Source organism: Guyparkeria hydrothermalis (assembly GCF_023555375.1).
Taxonomy (GTDB): domain Bacteria; phylum Pseudomonadota; class Gammaproteobacteria; order Halothiobacillales; family Halothiobacillaceae; genus Guyparkeria; species Guyparkeria hydrothermalis.
Window position 1 is genome coordinate 101,786 of record NZ_JAJSEE010000003.1, and the last position, 25,103, is coordinate 126,888.

At 65.0% G+C, this 25,103-nt stretch carries 24 protein-coding genes; 13 read left to right on the forward strand and 11 right to left on the reverse strand.

Annotated features, from left to right (window positions below):
- Nucleotides 1-443: 443 nt before the first annotated feature.
- Entirely contained in the window at nt 444-1,265 is an 822-nt protein-coding gene (locus LV475_RS05390) for an inositol monophosphatase family protein (RefSeq protein WP_250105876.1), read from the reverse strand.
- Between the two features lie 220 nt (nt 1,266-1,485).
- On the opposite strand from LV475_RS05390, the gene LV475_RS05395 reads away from it, so the two are divergent.
- The 11 genes from LV475_RS05395 (at nt 1,486) to ispH (ending at nt 14,411) form a co-directional block, all read left to right on the forward strand.
- Entirely contained in the window at nt 1,486-2,091 is a 606-nt protein-coding gene (locus tag LV475_RS05395; protein ID WP_250105877.1) for a GspH/FimT family pseudopilin, read from the forward strand.
- On the forward strand, nt 2,063-2,548 hold the full coding sequence (gene pilV, locus LV475_RS05400) for a type IV pilus modification protein PilV (protein WP_250105878.1): 486 nt from the start codon (nt 2,063-2,065) through the stop codon (nt 2,546-2,548). Before LV475_RS05395 ends, pilV begins: the two co-directional genes overlap by 29 nt.
- Nucleotides 2,549-2,556: 8 nt before the next feature.
- Complete coding sequence (locus LV475_RS05405; RefSeq protein WP_250105879.1) at nt 2,557-3,603, forward strand: PilW family protein; 1,047 nt, start codon at nt 2,557-2,559, stop codon at nt 3,601-3,603.
- A 4-nt stretch (nt 3,604-3,607) separates the two neighbouring features.
- Nucleotides 3,608-4,234, forward strand: coding sequence for a pilus assembly PilX family protein (locus LV475_RS05410; protein WP_250105880.1), 627 nt, complete (start codon nt 3,608-3,610; stop codon nt 4,232-4,234).
- Nucleotides 4,235-4,245: 11 nt separating this feature from the next.
- Nucleotides 4,246-7,818, forward strand: coding sequence for a pilus assembly protein (locus LV475_RS05415; RefSeq protein ID WP_250105881.1), 3,573 nt, complete (start codon nt 4,246-4,248; stop codon nt 7,816-7,818).
- 17 nt (nt 7,819-7,835) lie between these two features.
- On the forward strand, nt 7,836-8,309 hold the full coding sequence (locus LV475_RS05420; protein ID WP_250105882.1) for a type IV pilin protein: 474 nt from the start codon (nt 7,836-7,838) through the stop codon (nt 8,307-8,309).
- A gap of 93 nt (nt 8,310-8,402) precedes the next feature.
- Nucleotides 8,403-9,023, forward strand: a complete 621-nt coding sequence (locus LV475_RS05425) for a GspH/FimT family pseudopilin (RefSeq protein ID WP_250105883.1) — start codon at nt 8,403-8,405, stop codon at nt 9,021-9,023.
- A 114-nt stretch (nt 9,024-9,137) separates the two neighbouring features.
- Nucleotides 9,138-11,966 carry an isoleucine--tRNA ligase gene (ileS, locus tag LV475_RS05430; protein WP_250105884.1) on the forward strand — a complete coding sequence of 943 codons (2,829 nt, stop codon included), beginning with the start codon at nt 9,138-9,140 and terminating at the stop codon, nt 11,964-11,966.
- 519 nt (nt 11,967-12,485) lie between these two features.
- Nucleotides 12,486-12,983, forward strand: coding sequence for a signal peptidase II (lspA, locus tag LV475_RS05435; protein ID WP_250105885.1), 498 nt, complete (start codon nt 12,486-12,488; stop codon nt 12,981-12,983).
- On the forward strand, nt 12,976-13,473 hold the full coding sequence (locus tag LV475_RS05440; RefSeq protein WP_250105886.1) for an FKBP-type peptidyl-prolyl cis-trans isomerase: 498 nt from the start codon (nt 12,976-12,978) through the stop codon (nt 13,471-13,473). The genes lspA and LV475_RS05440 overlap by 8 nt, the downstream gene beginning before the upstream one ends.
- Nucleotides 13,470-14,411 carry a 4-hydroxy-3-methylbut-2-enyl diphosphate reductase gene (gene ispH / locus LV475_RS05445; RefSeq protein ID WP_250105887.1) on the forward strand — a complete coding sequence of 314 codons (942 nt, stop codon included), beginning with the start codon at nt 13,470-13,472 and terminating at the stop codon, nt 14,409-14,411. The genes LV475_RS05440 and ispH overlap by 4 nt, the downstream gene beginning before the upstream one ends.
- A 69-nt stretch (nt 14,412-14,480) precedes the next feature.
- Here the strand turns inward: ispH and LV475_RS05450 are convergent, their stop codons facing one another.
- Nucleotides 14,481-14,792 (reverse strand): DUF3817 domain-containing protein, encoded by a 312-nt coding sequence (locus LV475_RS05450; RefSeq protein ID WP_250105888.1) that lies wholly within the window; start codon nt 14,790-14,792, stop codon nt 14,481-14,483.
- Nucleotides 14,793-14,857: 65 nt separating this feature from the next.
- A complete protein-coding gene (locus LV475_RS05455; protein WP_250105889.1) occupies nt 14,858-15,223 on the reverse strand; it encodes a metalloregulator ArsR/SmtB family transcription factor in 366 nt (121 codons plus the stop codon).
- 122 nt (nt 15,224-15,345) lie between these two features.
- On the opposite strand from LV475_RS05455, the gene LV475_RS05460 reads away from it, so the two are divergent.
- Nucleotides 15,346-15,579 carry a CsbD family protein gene (locus LV475_RS05460; protein WP_250105890.1) on the forward strand — a complete coding sequence of 78 codons (234 nt, stop codon included), beginning with the start codon at nt 15,346-15,348 and terminating at the stop codon, nt 15,577-15,579.
- Between the two features lie 114 nt (nt 15,580-15,693).
- Here LV475_RS05460 and glnA read toward each other — a convergent pair whose 3' ends face one another.
- The 8 genes from glnA to LV475_RS05500 all read right to left on the reverse strand — a co-directional run bounded on the left by glnA (nt 15,694) and on the right by LV475_RS05500 (nt 23,223).
- Nucleotides 15,694-17,085: a glutamate--ammonia ligase gene (glnA, locus tag LV475_RS05465; RefSeq protein ID WP_430886865.1), complete on the reverse strand. Its 1,392-nt coding sequence runs from the start codon at nt 17,083-17,085 to the stop codon at nt 15,694-15,696.
- 619 nt (nt 17,086-17,704) lie between these two features.
- The gene (locus LV475_RS05470; protein WP_156227364.1) at nt 17,705-18,034 is read right to left on the reverse strand and encodes a hypothetical protein; all 330 of its coding nucleotides are present in this window, start codon (nt 18,032-18,034) and stop codon (nt 17,705-17,707) included.
- A gap of 119 nt (nt 18,035-18,153) precedes the next feature.
- Entirely contained in the window at nt 18,154-18,852 is a 699-nt protein-coding gene (locus tag LV475_RS05475; protein WP_156227366.1) for an SDR family oxidoreductase, read from the reverse strand.
- Between the two features lie 37 nt (nt 18,853-18,889).
- A complete protein-coding gene (locus LV475_RS05480) occupies nt 18,890-19,645 on the reverse strand; it encodes a hypothetical protein (RefSeq protein WP_250105892.1) in 756 nt (251 codons plus the stop codon).
- A gap of 57 nt (nt 19,646-19,702) precedes the next feature.
- Nucleotides 19,703-20,476 carry a metal ABC transporter permease gene (locus LV475_RS05485; RefSeq protein WP_136866837.1) on the reverse strand — a complete coding sequence of 258 codons (774 nt, stop codon included), beginning with the start codon at nt 20,474-20,476 and terminating at the stop codon, nt 19,703-19,705.
- Nucleotides 20,473-21,045: an ATP-binding cassette domain-containing protein gene (locus LV475_RS05490; protein ID WP_136866836.1), complete on the reverse strand. Its 573-nt coding sequence runs from the start codon at nt 21,043-21,045 to the stop codon at nt 20,473-20,475. The genes LV475_RS05485 and LV475_RS05490 overlap by 4 nt, the downstream gene beginning before the upstream one ends.
- Entirely contained in the window at nt 21,046-21,921 is an 876-nt protein-coding gene (locus tag LV475_RS05495) for a metal ABC transporter substrate-binding protein (protein ID WP_136866835.1), read from the reverse strand. It abuts the gene before it with no gap.
- A gap of 12 nt (nt 21,922-21,933) precedes the next feature.
- On the reverse strand, nt 21,934-23,223 hold the full coding sequence (locus LV475_RS05500) for a TonB-dependent receptor (protein WP_136866834.1): 1,290 nt from the start codon (nt 23,221-23,223) through the stop codon (nt 21,934-21,936).
- A 202-nt stretch (nt 23,224-23,425) separates the two neighbouring features.
- Here LV475_RS05500 and LV475_RS05505 point away from each other — a divergent pair, with 202 nt between their 5' ends.
- Entirely contained in the window at nt 23,426-25,075 is a 1,650-nt protein-coding gene (locus LV475_RS05505) for a methyl-accepting chemotaxis protein (protein ID WP_156227378.1), read from the forward strand.
- The last annotated feature ends 28 nt before the right edge of the window (nt 25,076-25,103 follow it).

Here is a 25,103-nt window from a genome sequence, read left to right on the forward strand (position 1 = left end):
CCGAGCCGCCCACCTGGCGGCCGACGCCAGAAGGCCCGTCATCGCGAGATGGCGGGCCTTCAATCGTTATCAGGGCATCATGACGCCGGGCCGATATGCGAGCGCGACTCGCCCGCGAAGGCAACGGCAGCCGACGTCCCCTCTCAAACGTGGCCACAAGTCGAGACCGGGCCGCATATGCGGCGGTGCATTTCGTTTGCGAGGCTGCCCCTACCACACAGGCATGCAACAGCCGTAGGAGCGCCTTCAGGCGCGATACGCCGACGTGGCGCCGGACAGGCATCGCGGCTAACGCCGCTCCTACGCAGGACTTTTTGCAACAGCCTTCCCCTTATGCGGGCGGGCCTTGTTCGCGAAGTGCGCCGCAGGAGGGGGACTTGACCGTCGGGCGAAAGCCGAGACCTTCGCTCAGCTCTCAGCTCTCAGCTCTCAGCTCTCAGCTCTCAGCTCTCAGCTCTCAGCTCTCCCAGCCAGTCCTCCAGCAACTCGACATGCGTCGCCGCCACCGCCGAGCGCGGTAATGGCTCGAGCGGCCGGTCGAGGTAATCGAGTTCACCGTCAAGATCGGCGGATGCCCCGCCGGCCTCGTGCAGGATCAGCTGCCCGGCGGCGTAATCCCACAACTTCTGCTTGCCGTGCACGTACACCTGCACGCGATGCGCCGCCACCCAGCACCAATCGAGTGCTACCGAGCCGATCGATCGCTGTGAGGCATAGGGCGGGTCGCAGGCCAGATGCGTGGCGACATCGCGAGGCAGGCGCTTGAAGTCCACCGTGGCCAGGCAGCTCTTGAGAGCCTGCCTAGGTTCGTTGACGAGCGACAGTCGCTCTCCGTTCAGCCAGGCCCCGTCACCACGCGCGGCATGGAAGCACTCGTCCCGGCTGGGGTCGAAAACCACGCCGAACACCGTCTGGCCACCGACCAGCAACGCGACCGTCACCGAGAACACCGGGAACCCCACCCGGAAGTTGCTGGTGCCATCGAGCGGATCGACCACCCATGTCGGCCGCCCGTCCAGGCACTCGCGCCAAGCCGCTTCCTGAGCGGCGAGGTCCATCTCCTCGCCCAGAAAGCCATGCTCGGGGAACCGTTCGGCCAGGCCCGCCTGCAGATCCGACTGCATCGCGTGGTCGGTGGCGGTGACCCAGCTGCCGTCGGTCTTGCGGTCGGCGGCCTGGGTGCCGCCGTGCAGCAGGTGCCTGTGGGCCGTTTCGCGTACGAGTTGGGTTACCGATGACTGGTCGGAGGGGGTAAGCGAGTGCATGATAAAAAAACCTTTGGTCGGGTCCTGGAGGCGTCGCTTGATAACGACGCGGCCGATAGCAGTGACCCATCGGATGAAAGGGTTGATTAAGCCGTGATTCTACGTGACTTGCATCACCCCTTGACCGTTCATCGGTCGCGACCCGCCTTTCGTCGCGTGGCCCCTGGAAGCGGTCGCTCAGACATGATTGGATCCATATGTGAAAAAGGAATCGAACCGCATGACACGAATACGCGCCCCGCAACGACGGTTTAGTCGGTCTTCAGGCTTCAGCTTGATCGAGCTGATGGTCACGATCGCCGTGGCGGCTGTGTTGCTGACCATCGCCATCCCGAGCTTTCGCAATCTGATTCTGTCCAATCAGCTGACGACGATCAGCAATGAATGGGTGGCCGCCGTCAATTACGGACGCTCCGAGGCGATCAAGCGCGGTTCGGCGACCGTCGTCTGCGGCGAGGGCGGTAACCAGGGCGGTACGGCGTTGAGTGCTGGATGCGCCAATGCCCTTGGCGAAGTACGTACCCGCCCCGCGAATGATCCGGCCGCCACGACGATCGTGCGGGCTGGGTTGGGCGTGGAAAGACCCGACAGCGTGACATTGCAGGATACGGAGTCGGTTCGTTTCGGTGGTGACGGTGTCGGCAGACAGCCCGGCACCAATCAACTCTTTAGCGGGCTGGTCGCCGAGGTCAATTCCGACCAACTGGACAACGGCAACCTGCGTTGCGTGTATCTCGAAACCGGAACAACCGTGACCACCTGCACCATTACCGGAGCCCAGGGAGGCTGCCCAGACAATGATCCGCCGAACCCCTGCAATCCCTGACGTGCCCGGACGCCAGAGCGGCGTCGGGCTGATCGAGATCCTGATCGCGGTGCTTGTGCTGTCGGTCGGATTTCTCGGCATGGCCGCACTGCAATCAAAGGCGCTGAGCAACAACAACAGTGCCATGGCTCGCAGCATGGGAACGATTGCCAGTTATTCGATCCTCGACGCGATGAGGATCGATCCTGCGGGTGTGGATGCAGGTAGCTACGACGGGGTCGAGATCGAGGTGCCGGCTGATGGCGATTGTGCTGGCGTTGACGGCGGCGCGGCCGACCTGGCGGGGGTGAACCTTGAGAGTTGGTGTGGCGAATTGGCCGAACTGGTCGGCCCGGGCACCACCGGCACCATCACCTCTTTGGGAGGTGGCAATTACCGGATCACCATCGAGTTCGACGACAGTCGCGCGACTGGCGGGGAAGATGCCGAAACCCTCGTGACGCAGGCCAAGCTATGAAACACGACATGACCCTTTTCCGCGAATTCAGGTGTGGCCGATCGGCACGGTCCGGCGCGTGTCAAGGCGGGTTCACGCTGGTCGAGTTGATGATTGCCCTCGTGCTGGGTCTTCTGGTCGTCGCCGGCGTAGGCAGTGTGTTCATCGCCAACAAGGACGCGTATCGTACCAACGAGGCACTTTCCCAGGTGCAGGATGCATCGCGCACGGCGTTTGAATTTCTTGCTCGTGACGTCCGTGAGGCGGGCTCGAACGCCTGCGGCACGGTCCGTGTGGAGAGTGTTTTGGAGTCAGGTGGTGATGAGCTGCTTTACGACCTGACCCCCTTAGAAGGCTGGGACGATGCGTCTGATGTGGACGATCTGCCGGCCTCCGGGAATGGTCAACCAGTCGCAGGGGAATCAGCGCTTCGCCTGTCTGGCACCAGAGACGCTGGTATTAGGCTAGAGGCCCAGAGCAGTCCTCGCGCAAATATTCGGCTCGCAAACGACGCATTGGGAAGAATCGCCAACGGCGACGTCTTGATGATGTGCGATTCGAATAAGGCCACCATATTCCAAGTGATCAACTTCAATGGCACAAACCCGGTTGTGGTTAACCAAGGGAGCGGGGAAACACCAGGGAATCGCACCAAATGTCTCGATCACCCGGTGCCTCAGAGTCCCCCCGACTGCACAAATTTCAGTGCATCTGCCTATCTCGTCGTCCCGACCAATTACATTTGGTATGTCGGCACAAATGCGGATGGTGTTCGCGGGCTTTATCGATATGGACGAGCCGAAGAGGCCACTTCAAGCCCTACCGAGATGGTTCGGGGGGTAGAAGGAATGCAGATCGTCTATCACCGCCGCGACCAGAACGCCTTCGAGACGGCAACGCAGGTCGATGCGGTTGCCAACGGCTGGGAACAGGTCGACGCCGTCCGGATCACCTTAACCGTGCGCAGTCGTGGACTGAACCCGAATGATCCGAATTTCGGCACCAGCACCGATCGTGAGCGCCTGCTGCGGGACTTCTCGACCACGATTGCCATTCGAAACCGACTGGACGGCTGACAACATGACCGTGCAACCGATTACTAACATCGCTCGATGCAACCGGACCAATCAGCGTGGCGTGGCGTTGGTGATTGCGTTGGTGCTGCTGATCGCAGTCACACTCGTCGGGCTGGCAGGCATTCGCGGGACAACGCTTCAGGAAAAGATGTCCAGCAACAGTTTCGACCGAGAGACCGCGTTTCAGGCTGCCGAGGCGGCGATGCAGGTGGCCGCAGCGCGGTTAACGACAGAGTTCGCAACTTTTGAGACCGCCATCAATACTCACGCTGAGCTTGACTGCACCAATCGGCTCTGCGCGATCAATCCGGGAGATGATGTCCCCGCGGCCGCATGGTTTGATGTGACCGACGGAGTCGGTGACATCAACTTTTCTGCGCGCGATTCCGCGATTCGACCACAATTCGTGGTCCAGGACATGGGTAGCTGCTCCACCGGGGTTGGTGGAGGCGACTTTGTCGGCACCACCGATCAGAACGAGGCCGGTGGTGGTGCTGGCAGCTATTTCAACGACACCGGGCAATGTTTCCGTGTCACGGCCCGAGCCATCGACCCGGCCCTGGAAATCGATGGTGCCAACGTCAATGCCGACCGCGCGCAGGTCGTCCTGCAAGCGACCTATCGACTGTGAGAGGTGATCTCATGACTATCTTTTCCTCAGCCTTTGATCTCTCGCGTCGTGGTTTGCTGACTTTTGTTTCCGCGATGACGCTATCCCTGCTAACCGGCACGGCCGCTGCCGCGGTGGATGTGAGCCAAAGTCCCCTCATCGTCAGCGAGCCACTGCCCCCGAACATCGTGCTACTCCACGACGATTCCGGGTCGATGGCGCGGAATTACATGCCGGACGGCTTGTCTAGCGCGGAGTCGATAAGCCAGGATCCTGCCGAAAATGGGGTGTATTACGACCCCAATGCTAGATATCCCGCGCCGCCCACCGCGACGGGCAACACCTATCTTGATGTTGAATCATTTCCTTGGGCGCCGACCGATGTGTTTGGCTCTACGTCCGTCGCCAATATCGAAAGCTATACCAGTCGATTCGACTATTGGACAGAGGTGAACTATTCGGGTGGTTGTCCTAGCAATACTCAATCCAGTAGTCGGCACGACGGATACTGTTACCGCGACACTCGGCTGAGCTCAATCGAAGATGAGTTCGCCTTTCGAGACCCTGGGAACGACCTTTACTACTATTACGGAGGCGGTTCGCGCCAGGTGTTCACTTACCGTCTCGATGGCGAGTCATACTATGTGACCGGCTCGTGCGAGCGCATGCCGGCAGATGAAGCTTCACGGTGCTCCGATTCTGATGCCGACAAACAAAACGTGGCGAACTGGTTTACCTACTACCGGACCCGCGAGCTGGCAGCAAAGAGCGGGATCATGTCCGCTTTTGGCACGCTGGATCCATCGTTCCGGTTTGGCTTCGGCGCGATTAACGACTCGAATTCGGGCGATCTTGGTTCTGGCCAGTTTGATTATTTCATGAAGGTCAAAGAGGTGGAGCCTTTCGGTGATGGCGCTAGCGGCACCCAACGCGAGCGATTTTGGAACTGGCTTGAAGGCGTCGGCGCCAATGGAGGCACCCCGCTGAGGCGGGCACTGGATACGGCCGGGCGCTACTACCAGACTTCGCAGCCTTGGCTTGAAGGTGGGGAGGAGTATTCCTGTCGACAGTCCTACACGATTTTGGTTTCGGATGGGTATTGGAGCGGTTCGGCACCCTCTACACGAGTAAACCGCTCGGACAACACCTCCACCGATAACTATGATGCCGTCGATCCCTTTGTTGGGGGGAATGCGGATGACGGAAGTGCGACGCTGGCGGATGTAGCCAATTACTACTGGAAAACGGATCTACGTGATGACACGAATGATCCCGGCCAAGACAATCGCGTCCCCGCCACGCCCAACGATCCAGCTACCTGGCAACACATGACCACCTTCACCGTCGGGCTGGGACTCAGCGTGACGGGGTTGGGTGCGACCGAATCGGAGCTGTTCGATTGGGCGCGTAATGGCGATCAGGACGCTATCGATAACTGGAATGGCTGGCCCACCCCGGGCGACGGCAATGGTCAGGGCGAGCCCGAAAACGTCAGTGACATGCTCCACGCAGCCATCAATGGTCACGGCGACTTCTTCTCCGCCCGTAATCCGCAGGAGTTTGCCGCCGGCCTTCGGGCGGCGCTTGCGGCCATCGACAGTCAGCGTTCGGCCGGGGGGAGCCAGACGGTGTCCAGCCTGCAGTCGGGCGAGACGCTCGTCGATGGCTCCCGCGCCTATTCCGCGACGTATTTCACCAGCCAGTGGACCGGCGAATTGACCGCCCGGGGCTACAACCCCGATACGGAACAGTTCGACCAGGTGTTGTGGAACGGTGCCGGTGGCATCCCGGCACATGGCAGCCGCAACATCTGGACCACGGTCGCCGGCCAGGGCAATACGCCGACTGCTCCCGCGAAGTTCATGACAGGGGAGCTTGATAACGATCAGGTAAATGCGTTGGTCAACAACGTGGGTGGCGGAATCACCGTCGATGAGACGACCATCGTCAACTACCTGCGCGGCGACCGTTCCGAGGAAGGTAACGATCTCAGGCAGCGGATCACGCTGCTTGGTGACATCGTTACGTCCACCCCGGTGGCGATCGGTGCCCCCGATCCCGGCGTGTTCGGTGACAGTCAGTTCGAAGGCATCGACGAATACGAGACATTCGTCACTGATCAGGCCGACCGTGACACCTTGGTGTATATCGCCGCCAACGATGGGATGCTGCACGCCTTCGATGCCGAAACCGGCGAGGAGGTGTTCGCCTACATTCCGGGCGCCGTGTTGACTCAGACCGGTGATTCATCGCTCAGTCGGCTGGCCAACCCTGAATACGGGATCGTTGACCCCGTTGACGGTGACCAGCCGGTTCCTCACCAGTATTTCCACGATGGTGAGATGACCACGCAGAACGTATATCTCGATGGAGGTTGGAAAACGATCCTGGTCGGGACCACCGGACGCGGCCAGTCACGCACGGTTTATGCACTCGATATCACCGATCCGTCAGTGCTATCGGACGCTGATTCCGCCGGTGACGCGATCCTGTGGGAACGGTCGGCCGGTGATGGTGAGTCGAACGACGAATACATCGGCATGGCGTTGGGGCGTCCGACTATTGCGTTGGTCCAAGGCAATGGCAACAACACCGAATGGGTCGTTCACGTTGGCAACGGACCGAATAGCGATTCGGATCGCGCGGCCTTGCTGCAGTTCGATCTCGAAGATGGTGACTTGACCGTGTACGACGCCGGGAATGCCACGGACAACGGTCTGGCGGCCCCCTACGTGATTCAGACCGATGCCAGTGATGGCCTGAGTGATTACGCGTTCGCCGGGGATCTGCAGGGCAACCTGTGGCAGTTCCCCCTGAGCGCAAGCGGCGGTACGGCCGAGCGTATCTTCGTGGCCGAGGATGACGACGGCAATGCGCAACCCATCACGGCCCGCATGCTGGCGGCCAGGAACCCGAATGATGGCTCGATCTGGGCATTCTTCGGCACGGGCCGCTTCCTCTCACGTGATGACATCACGGATACGAGCGTGCAGACCTGGTATGGCTTGCGCGTTATGGGGCCGGACGGTGGACCGGCAACGGTTGATGACACCACGGGGCGAGGCGACTTGCAGGAGCGCACTATTGACGCCGAAGAGACGGTTGGCGGCAACGTTGGGCGCGCGACCAGCACAGGCTCGGCCGCCGATCTGGCCGAGGACGACGATGCCGGCTGGTACATGGATCTCGTCTCTCCGGTCGAGGGCGAAGAGGGCGAGCGCATCGTCTACACCACGCAGTTGATCGCCGGGCGGCTGGTGGTCAATACGCTGATCCCGAAAGCCGATGACCCGTGTGACACCCTGCCGGCGGGTGCGCTGATGATTGTCGAGCCCTTCAGCGGCGCGAACCCGAACACACGGCTGCTCGACGTGAACGGAGATGGCGTGATCGGCGATGACGAGTTGTCTTCCGGAGGCGTGTATTTCAACGGGATCCGATTCGACGTGGGGCTTGCAGGCGCCTTGACGGCCGCCAAGGATAGTGACGGCAATCTGAAGCTGCTGGGCGGTGACCTTGCCGGCGACGATGTGAACCTGGAGATGTCAGGTGGCGCGGCTGGCGCAATGCAGCGCCTAAATTGGCGTGAGCTTTACATTCAGTGATCCGACCCGGAGGAGCAATGAGTAACCAACCGACTGTTCTAGGTCATCGTCCGGTAGCGCCGCGAAGCGTAATAGAGGGCTTCACCCTGATCGAGCTGATGATCGTCGTGGCGATCATCGGCATCATCGCGGCGATCGCCTACCCGTCCTACATCGACTCGGTGGTCAAAACGAAGCGCGCCGCGGCGGCGGCCTGTCTTTCGGAACAGGCCAATTACATGGAGCGGTTCTATACCACCAACCTTCGCTACGACCAGGATCAGGACGGGAACGACAACCCGCTTGATGATGGGTCCCTGACTCTGGAATGCATGAGTAATCAGCAGACGGGGGAGGATTACACCTACACAGTCGGGAACCTCACGCGCTCGACCTACACGCTCACCGCGACCCCGCAGGAGCCGCAGGCAAGCCGAGATGACTGCGGTGCGCTGACAGTCGACCAAGCCGGCACGCGAGGCGCGGGAGACGATGTGGATGTGTGCTGGTAATGCGTGGAAATAACGTAAACAGCGCGTAGCTGATCTCGACGAATAGGCCAGCCAAGGATGGCGGGCCTGAATTGAACACAAGGAGGTGTCTCCATGCTCAAGGAAGAGCGTGCGGCCCCGGCGTGGGGCGTGTTTCCTGTTTGCCGTCCGGTCGCTTGTCGCGCCCACGAGGGCGGCTTTTCCCTGATCGAGCTGATGATCGCCGTCGGCCTGACGGCGATCCTGCTTTCGATCGCCATCCCCGCATTCTCCTCGATGATCACCCAGAACCAACTGACGACAGCGACCAATGCCGCCCGTGGGGCCCTGATGGCGGCCAGGCAGTCGGCCGTCACCAAGGGGCGCCCGGTATCGCTCTGTGCCGGGACGCCCGGCGCGGGCTGCACGGGTGATTGGTCGGCGGGTCATTGGGTGGTCTTTGACGACGCCGATCACAGCGGCGATATCGAGGGCGACGAGCGCGTCCTGCGTCACGGGCGGGTGCCGGCCTTGAGCGATGCCGTACGTCTGGACGCCAATGGCCCCTTGCGAACGGCCCTGGTCTACGTGCCGATGGGACATGCCGAGCGCGCCAGCGGGGCGTTCGGTGCCGGACGATTGCGGGTCTGCGCCGAAGCGGATCTCGCGCCGAATGCTCGAGAACTCGTGATTTCGGCGAGTGGTCGGGTTCGCTTGCAGTCGGTCGATCTCGACGGCGCGTGTCCCGACTTGTAAGTCGGGTGTGGGTCTCGGTTTCCACGTGCAACGCGAGTGAGCGGCGGCGCGGGCTTGCCTGTTACAATCAGCGGCTTGCAGTCTTCCGGCGAACTGAACCGACGTGGCCCAACCGTGACCGATTACAAATCGACGCTCAACCTTCCCAAGACCGACTTTCCCATGCGCGGCAACCTGCCCAAGCGCGAGCCCGAGCGGCTAGCGCAGTGGCGGGAGCGTGATCTCTATCGCGCGGTGCGCCAGCACGCGGCCGGGCGGCCCAAGTTCGTGCTGCACGACGGCCCGCCGTATGCCAACGGTGATATCCATATTGGGCATGCGGTCAACAAGATCCTCAAGGACGTGATCAACAAGACCCGGCTGCTGGAAGGGTTTGATACCCCCTACGTGCCGGGCTGGGACTGCCACGGCCTGCCGATCGAATTGGTGGTCGAGCGCGAGCACGGCAAGCCGGGCGTCAAGCTCGACGAGCGTGCCTTCCGCCAGGCCTGTCGCGACTACGCGGCCAGCCAGATCGACCGTCAGCGCGAGGACTTCATCCGCCTGGGCGTGATGGGCGACTGGGATAATCCATATCGGTCGATGGACTTTGCCTTTGAGGCCGATACCCTGCGCGCGCTGGCGGGCATCATCGAGCGCGGCCACCTGCATCGCGGCGAGAAGCCGGTGCACTGGTGCGTCGACTGCGGCTCGGCGCTGGCCGAGGCCGAGGTGGAGTACCAGGACAAGACCTCCGACCAGATCGACGTGGCCTTCGCCACGGTCGACCCGGCGGCGGTCAACCGTGCCTTCGGCGTGGAAGACGATGCGCCGGTGGACCTGGTCATCTGGACCACCACCCCGTGGACGCTGCCGGCCAACCAGGCCGTGGCGGTCAACGCCGAGCTGAGCTACCAGCTGATCGAAGTCGACGGTCGTCGCCTCGTGCTGGCCGAGGGGCTGGCCGAGGACGCGCTGGCGCGCATGGGTGCCGAGTCGCCGCGCGTGTTGGGTGAATGCAGTGGTGCCGCCCTGGAGGGCCAGGAGCTGGCGCATCCGCTCCTCGAGCGCCGCGTGCCGGTGATCCTCGGCGAACACGTCACGCTGGATGCCGGTACCGGGCTGGTGCACACCGCCCCGGCCCACGGCGAGGATGACTTCGCGGTCGGCAAGCGCTACCACCTGCCGGTCGACAACCCGGTCGACGGCGAGGGACGCTTCTTCGCCGACACGCCGCTGGTGGGCGGCATGGATCTCAAGGCCGGCGGCAAGGCGATTCTCAAGCGACTGGAGGCCGACAGTCGGCTGCTGGCGCACTCGAAATTCGAGCACAGCTACCCGCACTGCTGGCGGCACAAGACCCCGCTGATCTTCCGCGCCACGCACCAGTGGTTCGTCTCGATGACCCAGCAGCACCTGCGCGATGACGCCATCAAGGCGCTGGAAAAAGTCGAGTTCACCCCGGACTGGGGTCGGGCGCGCATTGAGGGCATGGTCGAGAATCGCCCGGACTGGTGCATTTCGCGCCAGCGCTTCTGGGGCGTGCCGATCGCGCTGTTCGCCCACAAGCAGACCGGCCACGCGCATCCGGATTCAGCCGAGCTGATGCGGAAGGTAGCCGAGCAGGTCGAACAGCACGGCGTGGACTGGTGGTTTGACCTGGATGCCGCCGAGCTGATCGGCGCGGACGCGGCCGAGTACGAGAAGGTTGTCGATACCCTCGATGTCTGGTTCGACTCGGGCGTGACCCACTGGGCCGTGCTCGACCGCCGCGAGGAACTGACCTGGCCGGCGGACCTGTACCTCGAGGGCTCCGACCAGCACCGCGGCTGGTTCCAGTCATCCCTGCTCACCGCCACCGCGCTGCGCGAGCAGGCCCCGTACCGCGGCGTGCTCACCCACGGTTTCACGGTGGACGCCAACGGTCGCAAGATGTCGAAGTCGCTGGGCAACGTCATCGCGCCGCAGGAGGTGATCGACCAGATGGGCGCCGACCCATTGCGCCTGTGGGTGGCCTCCACCGACTTCTCCGGCGAGATGACCGTGTCCAAGGAGATCCTCAAGCGCACGGCCGATGCCTATCGCCGCATCCGTAACACCTCGCGTTTCCTGCTGGCGAACATCGATGGCTTCGACCCGAACAAGGATGCTGTGGCCGACGAGGACCTTCTGGCGCTGGACGCCTGGCTGGTCGACCGCGCCGCGCGCCTCAACCGCGAAGTACGTGACGGCTTCGACGCCTACCAGTTCCACCAGACGATTGCGCGCATCCACCACTTCTGCTCGATCGAACTGGGCGCGTTCTACCTCGACATCGTCAAGGACCGCATCTACACCGGCCAAACCGATGCCCCCATGCGCCGCTCGGCGCAGACTGCCATGTGGCGCACCGTCGAGGCACTGGTGCGCTGGATCGCCCCGGTACTCTCGTTCACCGCCGAGGAGCTATGGGAGCACCTGCCGGCGGTCGCCGGACGCGAGGAGAGCGTGTTCATGGCCACCCACGTCGAGGGGCTCGAGCCGCTGCTCCATGACGGTCGTGGTGCCGTAACCCAGCGCGGTTTCTGGGACGATGTGATCGCCATTCGCGACGCGGTCAACCGCCACGCCGAGGCCGCGCGCAACGAGAAGCGCATCAAGGCCAACCTCTCGGCCAACGTCGAGATCTGGGCGGACGAGACCGTCACCGGGCGCCTGGCCGAGCTGGGCGACGAGCTGCGTTTCCTGCTGATCGTCTCCGAGGCCACCGTGCGTCCGCTGGCCGACAAGCCGGCGGACGTCGAGGTCGAGACCATCGAGGGGGTGGGTGAACTGGCCGTGCGCATTGCCCCGGCCGAGGTGGAGAAGTGCGAGCGCTGCTGGCACTTCCGCCCGGATGTGGGCGCGCACGTTGCGCACCCCACGCTCTGCGGGCGCTGCATCGAGAATATCGAGGGCGATGGGGAAACCCGGCGCTTTGTCTGAGGACGTGATGGCTCCCATCTCAACGCTGCCGGTAGGAGCGGCTTTAGCCGCGATGCCTAAGGAAACTCTGCACGATTCGATGACGTCTCTGCGGGACCTCCAAGGGCCCAGATGCAAGGCGCAGTCCGCCGTGAAGGGTCGTCGCCCTTTACAAGGGCTGCAACGCCGCAGATGGACCCTTGGAGGCCCGCCCGGATGGGGCTCGCGGGTTTGCCCGCACTCGGCGTTGCCGTCCCTCGACGGGCAACGAGCCCGTCTTCGGGCCGGCACCAGAAAAGCGAGCAAACCCGCGAGCCAGAGATGCCATCGAATCGTGCAGAGTTTCCCTAATGGTGGCCACGGCGAGGTGTCGCGCCTGAAGGCGCTCCTACGGTTGCCCTTTGCCTTCGTGGGAGCCCGCCTTGCAAGCGAAACGCGCCGGCAGGCGCGTGTGCCGTTTTCCTCTTGCTGCCACTCTCAAGCGGGGACGGCGGCTAATGCCGCCTTCGCGAGCGAGGCTCGCTCCCACGGGGGGCTCGCATGAGCATCGACAAGGCGAACCTTCGCTGGCTGTGGTTGTCCTTCGGGGTGCTGGTCGTCGACCAGCTGACCAAGTGGGCGGCGCTCGTGGGGCTGACCTACGCGCGTCCGGTCGAGATCCTGCCGTTCTTCGATTTCACCCTGCTGTACAACACTGGCGCGGCGTTCTCGTTCCTCGCCGATCACGACGGTTGGCAGCGCTGGTTCTTCGTCTTTCTGGCGGTGGTGATCACCGCGGTCCTGCTGGGCTGGCTGGCGTTCGTCGCGATCCGCGACCGGCGTATCCAGGCCGGGATCACGCTGGTGATCGGCGGGGCGGTTGGGAACGTGATCGACCGGGTGCTCTATGGCCACGTGGTCGATTTCCTCGACTTCCACGTCGCCGGCTGGCACTGGCCGGCCTTCAATATCGCCGATGCGGCCATTACCATCGGCGTGGCACTGATCATCTGGGCCGAGTTGCGGCCCGTCGACCGGGAGAGCGCATCCGATGAGTGACGCCAAGTCCGACCTGCCGACCATCGGAAAGGACTCCGAGGTGACCATTCATTACGAGATCCGCCTGCCCGACGACCGGGTGGTCGACAGTAGTTTCGATACCGACCCGTTTACCGTGAAGCTGGGCAGCGGTGCCTTCGAGCCGCGCCTCGAGGAGGCGCTGATCGGCCTGCCGCTGGGCGAGTACACCCGCATCCTGCTCACGCCGCAATACGCCTTCGGTCAGCCGGACCCGGGCAACGTGCACACCATGCCGCGCGGCCGGTTCCCGGACGACATGAACCTCGAGCCACAGCTGGTGGTCGAATTCGATCTGCCCAACGGCGAATCGGTGCCGGGCACGATCACCGCCGTCACCGAGGACGCCGTGACCGTGGATTTCAACCACCCGCTGGCCGGGCAGAACATCCAGTTGATCGTCCAGGTGCTGGCCGTCGACGGACAGGCCGCACCCGCCGATTCACCCGCACTGCAGGGAGAGGCGCCATGAAGATCCAGCTTGCCAACCCGCGCGGCTTCTGCGCCGGCGTCGACCGCGCGGTCGAGATCGTCGACCGGGCACTCGACTCCTTCGGCGCGCCCATCTACGTGCGCCACGAGATCGTCCACAACCGCTACATCGTCGACAACCTGCGCGACAAGGGTGCGATCTTCATCGAGGAGCTGGCGGACGTGCCGGACGGCGCGACCCTGATCTTCTCTGCCCACGGGGTGTCAAAGGCGATCCAGGACACGGCCGCCGAACGCGGGCTGACCGTTTTCGATGCCACCTGCCCGCTGGTCACCAAGGTGCACATGGAGGTCGCTCGCCATGCGCGTGCCGGGCGTGACGTGGTGCTGATCGGTCATGCCGGGCACCCGGAGGTCGAGGGCACCATGGGCCACTTCGACCCGGCCTTCGGCGGGCAGATCCACCTGGTGGAGAAGATCGCCGACGTCGAGACGCTCGAGGTGGACAACCCCAAGGGCGTGGCCTGGGCGACCCAGACCACGCTCTCGGTCGACGAGACCCGCGCGATCATCGGCGCGCTGCAGGAGCGCCTCCCCCACATCGAGGGGCCGCGCAAGGACGACATCTGCTACGCCACGCAGAACCGTCAGGACGCCGTGCGCGAACTGGCCGAGAGCTGCGACGTGGTGCTGGTGGTCGGTTCGAAGACCAGCTCCAACTCCAATCGCCTGCGCGAGCTGGCCGAACAGGCGGGCACGCCCGCCCACCTGATCGATGGGGCGGAGGACATCGACCCATCCTGGTTCGGCGATTGCAGTCGCGTGGGCGTCACGGCCGGCGCCTCGGCCCCGGAGATCCTCGTGGGTCAGGTGATCGAGCGGCTCAAGCTCGAGTGCGACGCCACGCTAGAGGAGCGCGAGCCGACCGTGGTCGAGAACATGGTCTTTCCCATCCCGGTCGAGCTGCGTTCCTCCTGATCGTCCCGGGCGCGCAAAGCGTAAAAGGCCGGACGGGGGTGGCCCCGGTCCGGCCTTTTTGTTGGATGGTCAGTTGCCCTCAGCGAGGCGACGTCTGACCAGGTGGTGCGAGAACAGCCCGCCGAAGGGGATGAATGCGGCGATCGCGACCACGGCCCCGTGGGGGATGGGCAGCAGTCGCCGGTAGAGCGTGATCGCCAACACGGCCATGGTCCAGAGGAAGAGCACCCCGTGAACCGGGCCCACGACGCTCACGGCCTCCGGTAGGTCGGCCATGTATTTCAACGGCATGGCGATCGCGACCAGGGCGATTAGCGAGCCACCTTCGAGTAACGTCATCACGCCGAGGTGGCGGAGTGCGGGATTGGCCTGGCCTGCCATGCGGATTGCCCTTTCATCGATTGGCCAACCAGCTTATCTCAACGGCTCGTCTCGATGGGATGTGATTAGCCCCGTGCCGGCCGGCCGACCATCTTTTTCAGTCGGTCGAGATCCTCGACAAAGGTCTCGCCGGTCGCGTTGCCCTCGAAGGTCGCCTTGAGCACGGCGCGGGCCCAGCTGGGCAGGTTCTCGGCAACGCGGTAGAACACCCAGGTCCCGTCACGTCGCACGTCGGTGATCCCGGCGTCGCGCAGGTGGGCGAGGTGCCTGGAGATCTTCGGCTGGCTCAGCGCCAGCGCCTCGGTGAGTTCGCAGACACACAGCTCGCCTTCGCGCAGCAGTAGCATGAGGCAGCGCAAGCGGGTGGTGTCACCAAGGGCTCGGAAAAGGGCCTCGGGCGGCATGGCGGTCTCTCTGATTTCTGATGTCATTAATAGGGCTGATCATTAACTACGGTCATTGTAACCCGGCCTGACATTGCTTCGCATTCAGGTAAGCAGGGCGTTGGCGATTGCCTACAATGAAGAGGGCAAAACCGCACAGGAGTTCCGTAATGAAGTGGGATCACATTGCAGGCAACTGGCGTTCGTTCATCGGATATGCCGAGGAATACTGGGGCAAGATCACCGGTGACGAGTTCGCGGTGCTCGAGGGCAAGAAGGACGAGCTGATCGGCAAGATCCAGTCACGTTACGGCGTCAGCGAGCGGGAGGCCCGTGAGCAGATCAAGGAATTCCAGAGGCGGATGAAGGAGGAGCTGGGCCCCGAGGGTGTGCCGAAGAAGTAGACCGAGTCCTCCACCGCGCTCGGTGGTGATTGCACCTCACATGAAAAACGCCCCGCAATGCGGGGCGTTCGTGGTTCCGTTGGCCGGGAGAGGTTCCCGGCCCGACGGCAGCGGTTACAGGCTGTAGTACATGTCGAACTCGACCGGGTGCGTGGTCATCCGCAGCAGCTGGACTTCCTCGCCCTTGAGCTCGATGTAGGCGTCGATCAGGTCGTCGGAGAAGACGTCGCCACGGGTCAGGAATTCGCGGTCCTCGTCCAGCGCCTTGAGCGCCTCGTCCAGCGAGAAGGCCACCTCGGGGATGTTCTTCTCTTCTTCCGGCGGCAGGTCGTAGAGGTTCTTGCTCGCGGCCTCGCCCGGGTGGATCTTGTTCTGGATGCCGTCGATGCCGGCCATCAGCATCGCCGCGAACGCCAGGTAGGGGTTGGCGGTGGAGTCCGGGAAGCGGAGCTCGACGCGACGCGCCTTCGGGTTGGAGACGAACGGGATCCGGATGGACGCCGAACGGTTGCGGCTGGAGTAGGCCAGCTTGACCGGTGCCTCGAAGCCCGGGACCAGGCGCTTGTAGCTGTTGGTCGACGGGTTGCAGAAGGCGTTCAGGGCACGGGCGTGCTTGATGATGCCGCCGATGTAGTACAGCGCCATTTCCGACAGGCCCGCGTAGCCGTCGCCGGAGAACAGGTTCTTGCCGTCCCGGGTCATCGACTGGTGGACGTGCATGCCCGACCCGTTGTCGCCGACGATCGGCTTGGGCATGAAGGTGGCGGTCTTGCCGTAGGCGTGCGCGACGTTGTGGATCACGTACTTGAGGTCCTGGACCTCGTCGGCCTTCTTGACCAGCGTGTTGAACGCCACGCCGATCTCGCACTGGCCGGCGGTGGCGACTTCGTGGTGGTGGACCTCGACGTTCTGGCCCATTTCCTCGAGCACCAGGCACATGGCCTGACGGATGTCGTGCAGGGAGTCGACCGGCGGGACCGGGAAGTAGCCGCCCTTGACGCCCGGGCGGTGGCCCATGTTGCCGTCCTCGTAGACGCGCTCGGCGTTCCAGGCGGCTTCCTTGGAGTCGATCTTGACGAACGAGCCGGACATGTCCGAGCCCCAGCGCACGTCGTCAAGGATGAAGAACTCGTTTTCCGGGCCGAACAGGGCGGCGTCGGCCAGGCCGGAGGACTGGATGTAGGCCTCGGCGCGACGGGCGACCGAGCGCGGATCACGGTTGTAGCCCTGCATGGTGTCCGGCTCGATGATGTCGCAGACGACGATCAGGGTCGGTTCTTCGGAGAACGGATCGATGTTGGCGGATTCCGGGTCCGGCATCAGGATCATGTCCGAGGCGTTGATGCCCTTCCAGCCGGCGATCGACGAGCCGTCGAACATGACCCCTTCCTCGAAGGTCTCTTCATCGATGTGGCTGGCCGGGTAGGTGACGTGCTGCTGCTTGCCCAGCGTGTCGGTGAAGCGGAAGTCGACGAACTTGACGCCGTTTTCTTCCATCATGGTCATGACTTTGTTGGTCGCGTTGGACATGGAATCCTCCGATGAACGTTGAATCTAGTAAGGAAGGTCTGCACGAATACCATGCCACTCTGGCCTGGCGAGTCGCTCGTGATCAAGGCGCAATGCCGCCGGCGTGCCGGTGGCCACGTCAAGGCATCGCAACGCGGAGCACGGGCGACTCGCCAGGCCCCGCAGGGCGTGCCTTGAGCCGAGCACCTGCTGCGTTGTCGTCCTTGGAAAGGGAATCACCCTTCCGCGGCGGACGAACGCCTTGCATCTGCCCGGCGCAAGGCGCGCAGAGCGGTATGGCATTCGTACAGACCTTCCTTCATGGCGGGCGTGAGATCGCGCGGCATGCTGCCGACATGATCCGCCGATGCCCGGCTTGGTGCAAGAAAAGCAGAAACCGTGCCTGTTTACGGTGAGCGCGCCGGGGTGGGTTCCGCCGGCCATCGCCCCCGGCGTGCGCCCGGGGTGGTTTGAGCTAAGTGGTTGTTGTCAGGCGGTCTCTCGTGACTCGGATTTGCGGTCGATCTGGCGCGTGGGGAGACGGAGTTGGCGAGGGGTGCGCACCATGGCCGAATATATGCACCGTAGTAGTGCATTGGCTTGATTGGCAGCCCCTTTATGGTGCACTGGATCGGCGCGATGTCGTCGGCAGGCTATCGAGCGACGGAATGACGGGCCGCGGCCTCGCCGGGTGGTAGGGGCAGTCCGTGGCCAGACAGGCCATGCCGTGGCGGCACTCCCGGGCGCAGGCCAGCAGGGCAAGCTGACGGCAGAGTGCGGCCTGGCCCGACGGGCGCCGGTCGAACAGCGCGGCGGTGGACAGCTTGCCCTCGGCAATGAAACGGTCGAGTTCGGCATAGCGAAACCGGGCGATCTCCCGGTCCCCGTCGGGCGAGGCGACCACGATCTGATCGGCCTTTTCCCCACAGTGGTGCAACAGCTGCATGGTGGTGGCCTCCCGGTTGGTTCTGGGCGAGCGCGCTGCGTTGAGCGGCATGGGATTGGAATGATAACGATTCCCGTTTGCGCCAACAAGCCTGCCCGTCGCGAGCCTGGCCGCTGCCGTTACCAGGGGATCGTGGTGCCGTCGATGTCGATGAACCGACCCCGGTCGGCCTCGGTCAGGCCGGCCATGTTGCGACGTAGCCCCGCGGCGCTCTGGGCGGTGGTGATCTCGGCGTGGGGGCCGCCCATGTCGGTCAGCACCCAGCCCGGGTGCAGGGCGACGACGTTGATGCCGAGCGGTTCGAGGTCGATCGAGGCGCTCTTTATCACCGCGTTGACCGCCGCCTTGCTCGAACGATAGATGTAACCGCCGCCCGAGCCGTTGTCGCCCATGGAGCCGACCTTGCTCGACAGGATGCCGATCTTCTTCTCGCCGCTGCGCGCCACCTGCTCGACGAAGGCCTGCATGATCAGCATCGGGGCGATGCTGTTGATGCGGAACACCTCCAGCCAGGCCTCGACGTCGTGGACGTTACCGAAGGCCACGCCGCGCGGGCCGTAGATGCCGGCATTGTTGATCAGCCAGTCGATCGATTCGTCCGCCAGTCGATCGGACAGCGCCCGGATGGCCTCGGCATTCCCGACGTCCAGGGCATGCAGTTGCAGGGTGTCCGGATGGTCGACGGCCAACGCCTTGAGCTCGGCCGATCCCTCCGGATCGCGCGCGGTGGCGTGTACGCGCCAGCCGTCCTCGAGCAGCTGGCGGGCCAGTTCCAGGCCGATGCCTCGGTTGGTGCCGGTGATCAGGGCGGTTTTCATGCGCGTGCCTCCTGTGTATTCGGGTAGTGGGTGATCGTCATTCGGCCAGCCGGAACACGAGCTGGCCTTCCTCGACCTGGACGGACTCGACCCCGTCGGCAAGCGACTGCCAAAAGCCCGGTTGGCCCCCGAATTCCGCGACCAGGTCGACGCCCTTGAGCCCACCGATCCAGGCGTTGGGTAGCGGCACGCCCCACAGGCTCACGCCGGTCACGACCACCGCCAGTCGCGATCCGTTCGGTGTCGGCACCTGTCGCACCTCCGCGCCGGCATTCAGGCGCAGCGTCTGTCCGCCCATGATCGGGAAGTCCGGCGGCAGCGGCACCAGGAGCTTGACGCTGACCAGGTCCTCGGAGAGGTCGATTGCCAGGCGCCGCGCCATCGCCGGGTCGCGGGCGATGATGGCGTTGAGCTCGCGTTCATCGAACTGCACCTCGCGCGGGGCGTCCTGCTCGCGGTAGGCCTCGGGCTTGAGTCGCCCCTGGGCATCGAACTCCTCCGGGCGGGCCGCGTACCGATCGCCGGCAGGGGGCGGGGTGCGTTCGGTCTGCACGCCAATGGCGGCGAGCTTGTCGTCGAGCCGCTGTTGTTCGGCCGTATCGAGTTCGACCGGCTCGAACGGTGACGGGAACAGGAAATACCGCACCGCGACCGCGCCCAGGGCGAGCGTGACGACCATCGTGCCGACGACAATGAGGCTCACGCCCAGGCAGCCGACGCCCCGTTTCGGCTCAGGCACGTGGGCTGGCGATGCGCCTTGGTCGTCGTCCGGTGTCCGTGGTGGCTGGTTCATGCGGCCCCTCCTGCGTGCATCGCCGGCAAGCGTAGCACGCGGGCAGTTCAGTGGACTTTACCGGCCCCGGGGCGCGAGCTGGCGGACCGCGCTGGCCAATACCAGTAGCGTGGCGACCAGTACCGCGGCGAAGGGTTGGTCGAACATCAGCGCAAGGGCAAAGGCGGCCAGGTAGCCGATCACTCCGATGCCGACGGCCAGTCGGCTTGCCTGGCGCCAGTCGGTCGCGCAGCGGAACGCCGCCCAGGCGGGCAGCAGTACCAGGGCGAAGGTGGCCATCAGGCCGATGGAGAGGGTGCCGGCGGCCAGCAGGGCGGCGAGCAGCAGGTCGGTGATGAGTGCGAGTCGGCGGCGCCGGGATCGCTCGGCCGCATCCGCGGGCGGGAGCAGGCGGGTGGCCAGCTCCAAACGGTCGATGCGTCGGCGCAGGGCAAGGGTCAGTCCCAGCAGCACGACCGCGGCGCCCAGTTCGATTGGGCCCGTGAAGTAAAGTTGCCCCTCGATTACCTGACGGGCCAGCGTCTCGCCCAACGGGCTGTTGGCCGCGATCAGCAGCGTGATTGCCCAGCCGGCCAGGATCAACCAGCCGTAGGCGGAGTTGCCGGCGCCGGGGATGTGACGGCCCAGCATGCCCAGCATGGCGGCGACCAAGGCCCCGGGCAGTGACGGCAGGGAGAGCGCCAGCGCGATCACGGCCCCTGCGCCGGCGAGATGGGCCACGGCCAGCGCGGCCAGCCATTCCTCGCGCAGCCGCAACCACACCCCGGCGATCGGCAGCAGCACGGCCAGCGCCAACCCGGTAAGAAACGGCAGGCCGAACAGCTCGGTCATGTCCGTCCCGCCGGCATGGTCACCTGGCGCTGGCAACCGAGGGCAAGCAACTCCGGGTCGTGGCTGACCAGCAGCAGGCCGCGGTGAGTCGGCCGGTCGCGCAGTAGGCGGTGTAGCTGGGCGCGGGCGCCTGCATCGAGGTTGTTGCTCGGCTCGTCGAGCAGGACAAGGTCGCCCGGGGCGGTCAGGCCCGCCCAGACGCGCAGCAGCTGGCGCTGCCCGCCGCTCATGGCATCGAGGCGGCGGTCGAGCCAGTCGTTCAAGGGCGCGGGTGGGTGCGGGTCGGCCCCGGTGGCGGCGAGGAAGTCGCGGCCGCTGACCGGCAGATCGCGATCATGCGGGTGGGCCTGTTCGACCAGTTGCACGCGGGTGCCGGTGGCGAGGTGGCATGCGCCTGAGAGGACCGGCGCGCGCCCGGTGATGGCGGCGAGCAGGGTGGACTTGCCCGCGCCGTTGGGGCCGGTGAGCGCGACCAGCTCGCCGGCATCCACCGACAGGGAAATCGGGCCGATACGCGGTGTCGACGCCCCCGGCGGGGCGGTGACAACCTGGTGCAGGTCGAGCAGCATCTAGTCGCGGGGGGCGAGCGCGTCGACCCAGCCGTCGATCAGGTCGACCCAGCCCTCGAGGGTTGGCTCGCTTGGCTCGGTGTAGCGTTGCTCGATGGGCCAGCCAAGCGCGTCGCCGAGCTTCTTCGGCCCGCTTTCGGGGTAGTAGGGCGCGTGGATGATCACCCCGTCACGCCCCTCGAGCGACTCGGCCAGCTCGCTGATGTGTCGGGCGGTGGGCGGCACGCCGGGCACGGGCTCGAGGTAGCCCAGGGTGGGCAGCTCGAGCCAGTCCATCAGGTAGCGGGTGTCGGCGTGGTGGAATACCGCGCCGGGTGCTCCTGCCACCGTTGCCTGCCACTGGGGCATCCGGGTTTCGATGCGCGCGACCGCGGCGGCCGCGTTCGCTTCATAGGCCGGTGCGCCGGCCGGGTCGATGTCGGCCAGCCGCTCGGCCAGCGCCGGCAGCAACGTGCGCATCCGGCGCGGATCGAGGTTGAAGTGCGGATTGCCCGAGGCGTGCGTATGGCCGGCGCCGGACTCGCCCACGTCGAGCAGTTCGACGTGCTCGGCGGCCTGGAAGTGGCCGGGCTGGCCAGGCTGGATATCACGGTTGGCGGCCCGCTTGACCGCCACCGGCAGCCAGCCGGCCTCGAGTCCGGCGCCCACCGCGATGACGAGATCGGCGCGGCGCAGGTCGCGCATCATCGATGGTCTGGCCTGCAGGAAGTGGGCGTCGCGGTCCGGTGGGGCGAGCACGGTCAGGCTGATGCGCTCGCCCCCGACGGCCGTGGCCAGTGCGCCCATCGAGTTCGTGGTTGCCACGACACGCAGATCCGCGGCGTGGAGCGAGCCCGGCAGCAGGAACGCCAGCGTGATGAGCAGCCGTTTGAGCATGATCCGTCTCCCTTAGAAGGTGTGCGCGCCGTGAGCGCCGAGGCTCATCTGGTACTGCAGGTAGAACTGCGTGTAATCCTCGCGGTGATCGCCGACGGCCCCGCTCACCTGCGCGACCTGGGCACGGATGCGGCTGGTCTCGCTGATGTGCCAGGTGGCTGCCGCCGTCCAGCGTTCGCTTTCGTCGTAATCGGCGTTGACGGCCGGGCGCGGTCCCCGCTTCTCGTTGGTAAAGCCGACGGCATCGTAGCGCAGACCGACCTCCCAGCGCGGCGCGATGCCGTAGGTTGCCTGAACATACAGGCCGTCCTCGGAGAAGTCGCGCGCCTCGCCAATCACGCCCGGGTTGCTCTCGTGGTGGGCGACCTCGAGGTTCTTGTCCACCCACAGGTACTCGCCGGAGACGCGCCAGTCGCCCTGGCCGTAGGCCCGGCCGGAGTCGTACTTGTAGACGGCATCCACGCCAACCAGGCGTGCGTCACCGTCGAGGCCGTGCTCGTCCGGTTCGCCATGGTGGTGCATTTCCTGGTGACTGCGGAAAAAGGCCGCCGAGGCGCCCAGCTGTACGGCGTGATCGTGGCCGAGGTCCGGGGACCACTTGGCGAACGCCGTCCACAGCCGCGGGGCCTTGTCGCGGTCGGGCAACTCGTGGGCATGCTCGGCCTCGGTGCCCAGGCGTTCGTTGTTGTCGCCCTGGAATGCCTCGATACCGAACAGCGTGTAGTGATCCCAGGCCGGCAGCCAGGTCAGTTGCAGGCCGGTGTCCGACAGGCCATGGTCGCCCAGCAGGGTGCGGTAGGCCAGGTTCTGATCGACGAAGTCCCATGCGTGCGGGTGCTTGTCATTCGTGTAGCCGATGCCGGAGTAGAACTTGCCCGCCTTGATCCGCAGCCCGGCCGGCAGGCCGGTGCTGGCGACGAAGGCCTCCTCGAGCTCCACGTCGCCCTCGTCGGAGATGGCGACGTTCAGGCGCGCGTCAACCATCCCGTCGACGCTGCCACTAAGGACCACCTCGGTGTGGCGAAGATTGAATCCCTGTTCCAGCCCGTGTTCGTGCCCGCCGTGATCGTCTTCGCCCTCATCCTCGTGACCATGCGCGGCGAAGATGCCGGCGGTCTCACCGAGCATCGCATCACCATGGCCGTCGAGGCTGTCGTCGTAGTAGACGCCATCGACGATGACCGAAAGCTTCGGGTTCAGCGGCAGGGGCGAGTCCTGTGCCTGGACGGGCTGTGCGGTCAGCCACACCGCGGCCCCTGCCAACGCGTAATGACTGGTTTTCAGACGAAGGTGGCGATTCATGCGGACAACTTCCTGGTCAACGAAAACGAGCCAATGTTATAACATAACGTCCACGAGCGATGGAAGGCCCGCCATGTCCTGTCGACCAGGTCGTGTCCGCCGCCTCGGCCTTTAATGGCCGTCGTGCGCATGGTTCGGGTTGTCATGCGGTTGCAACGCGGCCGTCGTAAGGTGCGCCTCCTTTTAATTCACGGGAGTGACCATGCGGGGGTTCAACTGGGGGATAGCGCAGCGACTGTGGCTTGGGTTCGGGGCCTTGCTCGTGCTGCTGATTACCGTCGCGAGCGTGTCGGTGTTCCAGTCACGGGATCTGGCCACGGTCGTGCAGCGGTTGAGTGTCGAGGTGATCGAGCGCGCGCAGCTCTCGCAGATGCTGGTCAGTGAACTGGAGACGTTCCAGACCGCGCAGAAAAGCGGGCTGCTGGCCCGTGCGACCCTGAGAATCCCGCAATCGCGCGCGTATTTCGATGCCGCGGAAGCCGCCGCGTTACGCATCGAGGAGCAGGTCGAGGCGATGCGTTCCGGGCTGAGCCAGCGCGAGCGGGGGTTGATCGAGGCCTTCCGTGCCCCGTGGACGGGGTACCTCGAGGTGCATGCCGCCGTGCGCGAGAAGGCGGATCAGGGCCAGATCGAGCCGGCGCTGACCCTGCTGGAAAACGACGGCGCGCCGAAGCTGGACGAGGCGCGCGCCTCGCTGGCGCGGTTGACCGATTTTCTACGCGAGGATCTGGCCATGCAGCGCGAGGCAGTGGCCGATCGCATGGAGCGCAATCGCCTGGTTCTGATCGGCATCGTGGTGCTCTCGTTGTTGATCGGAGGGTTGCTCGCGGTCACTACCACCCGCTACCTGCGGGGCAGTCTCGATCGTGTGCTGGCCGTGGCCGCCAGAATCGTGGATGGCGACCTGACCGCCCGCACCGGGCTGGCCCGCAACGACGAGGTCAGTGCCATGGGCCGGGCCCTCGATGACACCTGCGGGCAGTTCGAGTCCGTGGTCGGCCAGGTGACCGAGGTGGCCGCGTCCATGAAGGCCCGGTCGGCGGCCCTGAGCGAGGCCGGCGCGCGGGTGGTCGACGGCATGCACCGCCAGGAGCGCGCCACGGCGCGGGCGAACGAGTTGATGGAGCGCAACCTGGCCGAGGTCGACGAGGTGGTGAGCCACTCGGAGCACGCCGCGCGCTACGCCGGGGAGGTGGACCGCTTGTCGACCGGGGGCATCGAGCGCATTGACGCCACGCTCGGATCGCTCCAGGCCCTGACCGATCGGCTCGAGCAGGCCGGCGCGATCATCCATCAGCTCGATGAGCACGGCGGCGAGATCGGTTCGGTGGTCGACATGATTCGCGCGGTGAGCGAGCAGACCAACCTGCTGGCGCTGAACGCGGCGATCGAGGCGGCGCGGGCCGGCGAGCACGGACGGGGGTTCGCGGTGGTGGCCGACGAGGTGCGCACCCTGTCCAAGCGCACGCGCGAATCGACGGACCGTATTGCGGAGATGATCGGGGCGCTCAAGGCCACCATGCATGAGGCGGCCGCCCTGATGGCGGATTCGGGCGAGTACGCGACCCGCACTCTGACCGAGGCGGAGAAGGCCGGCGGGCAGTTGCGCGAGATCGATCAGGCCGTGGGCAAGATTCGCGACATGAACGCGCGCATTGCCACGGCCGCCGAGTCGCAACGCGGTGAGGCCCATGACCTGGGCGCCGCCCTGCAGGAGATCGCGGTACTCGCCGGCGAGGCGATCGAGGTCAGCCGGGAGAACGAGCGGATGGGCGAGGCCATGCGCGAGCAATCCGACGCGCTCGGCGAGCGGGTGGGTCGGTTCCGGCTGTCCCGCCTATCCGAGGTCTAAACGGCTCCCGCCGCCGGAGCGGCAATCA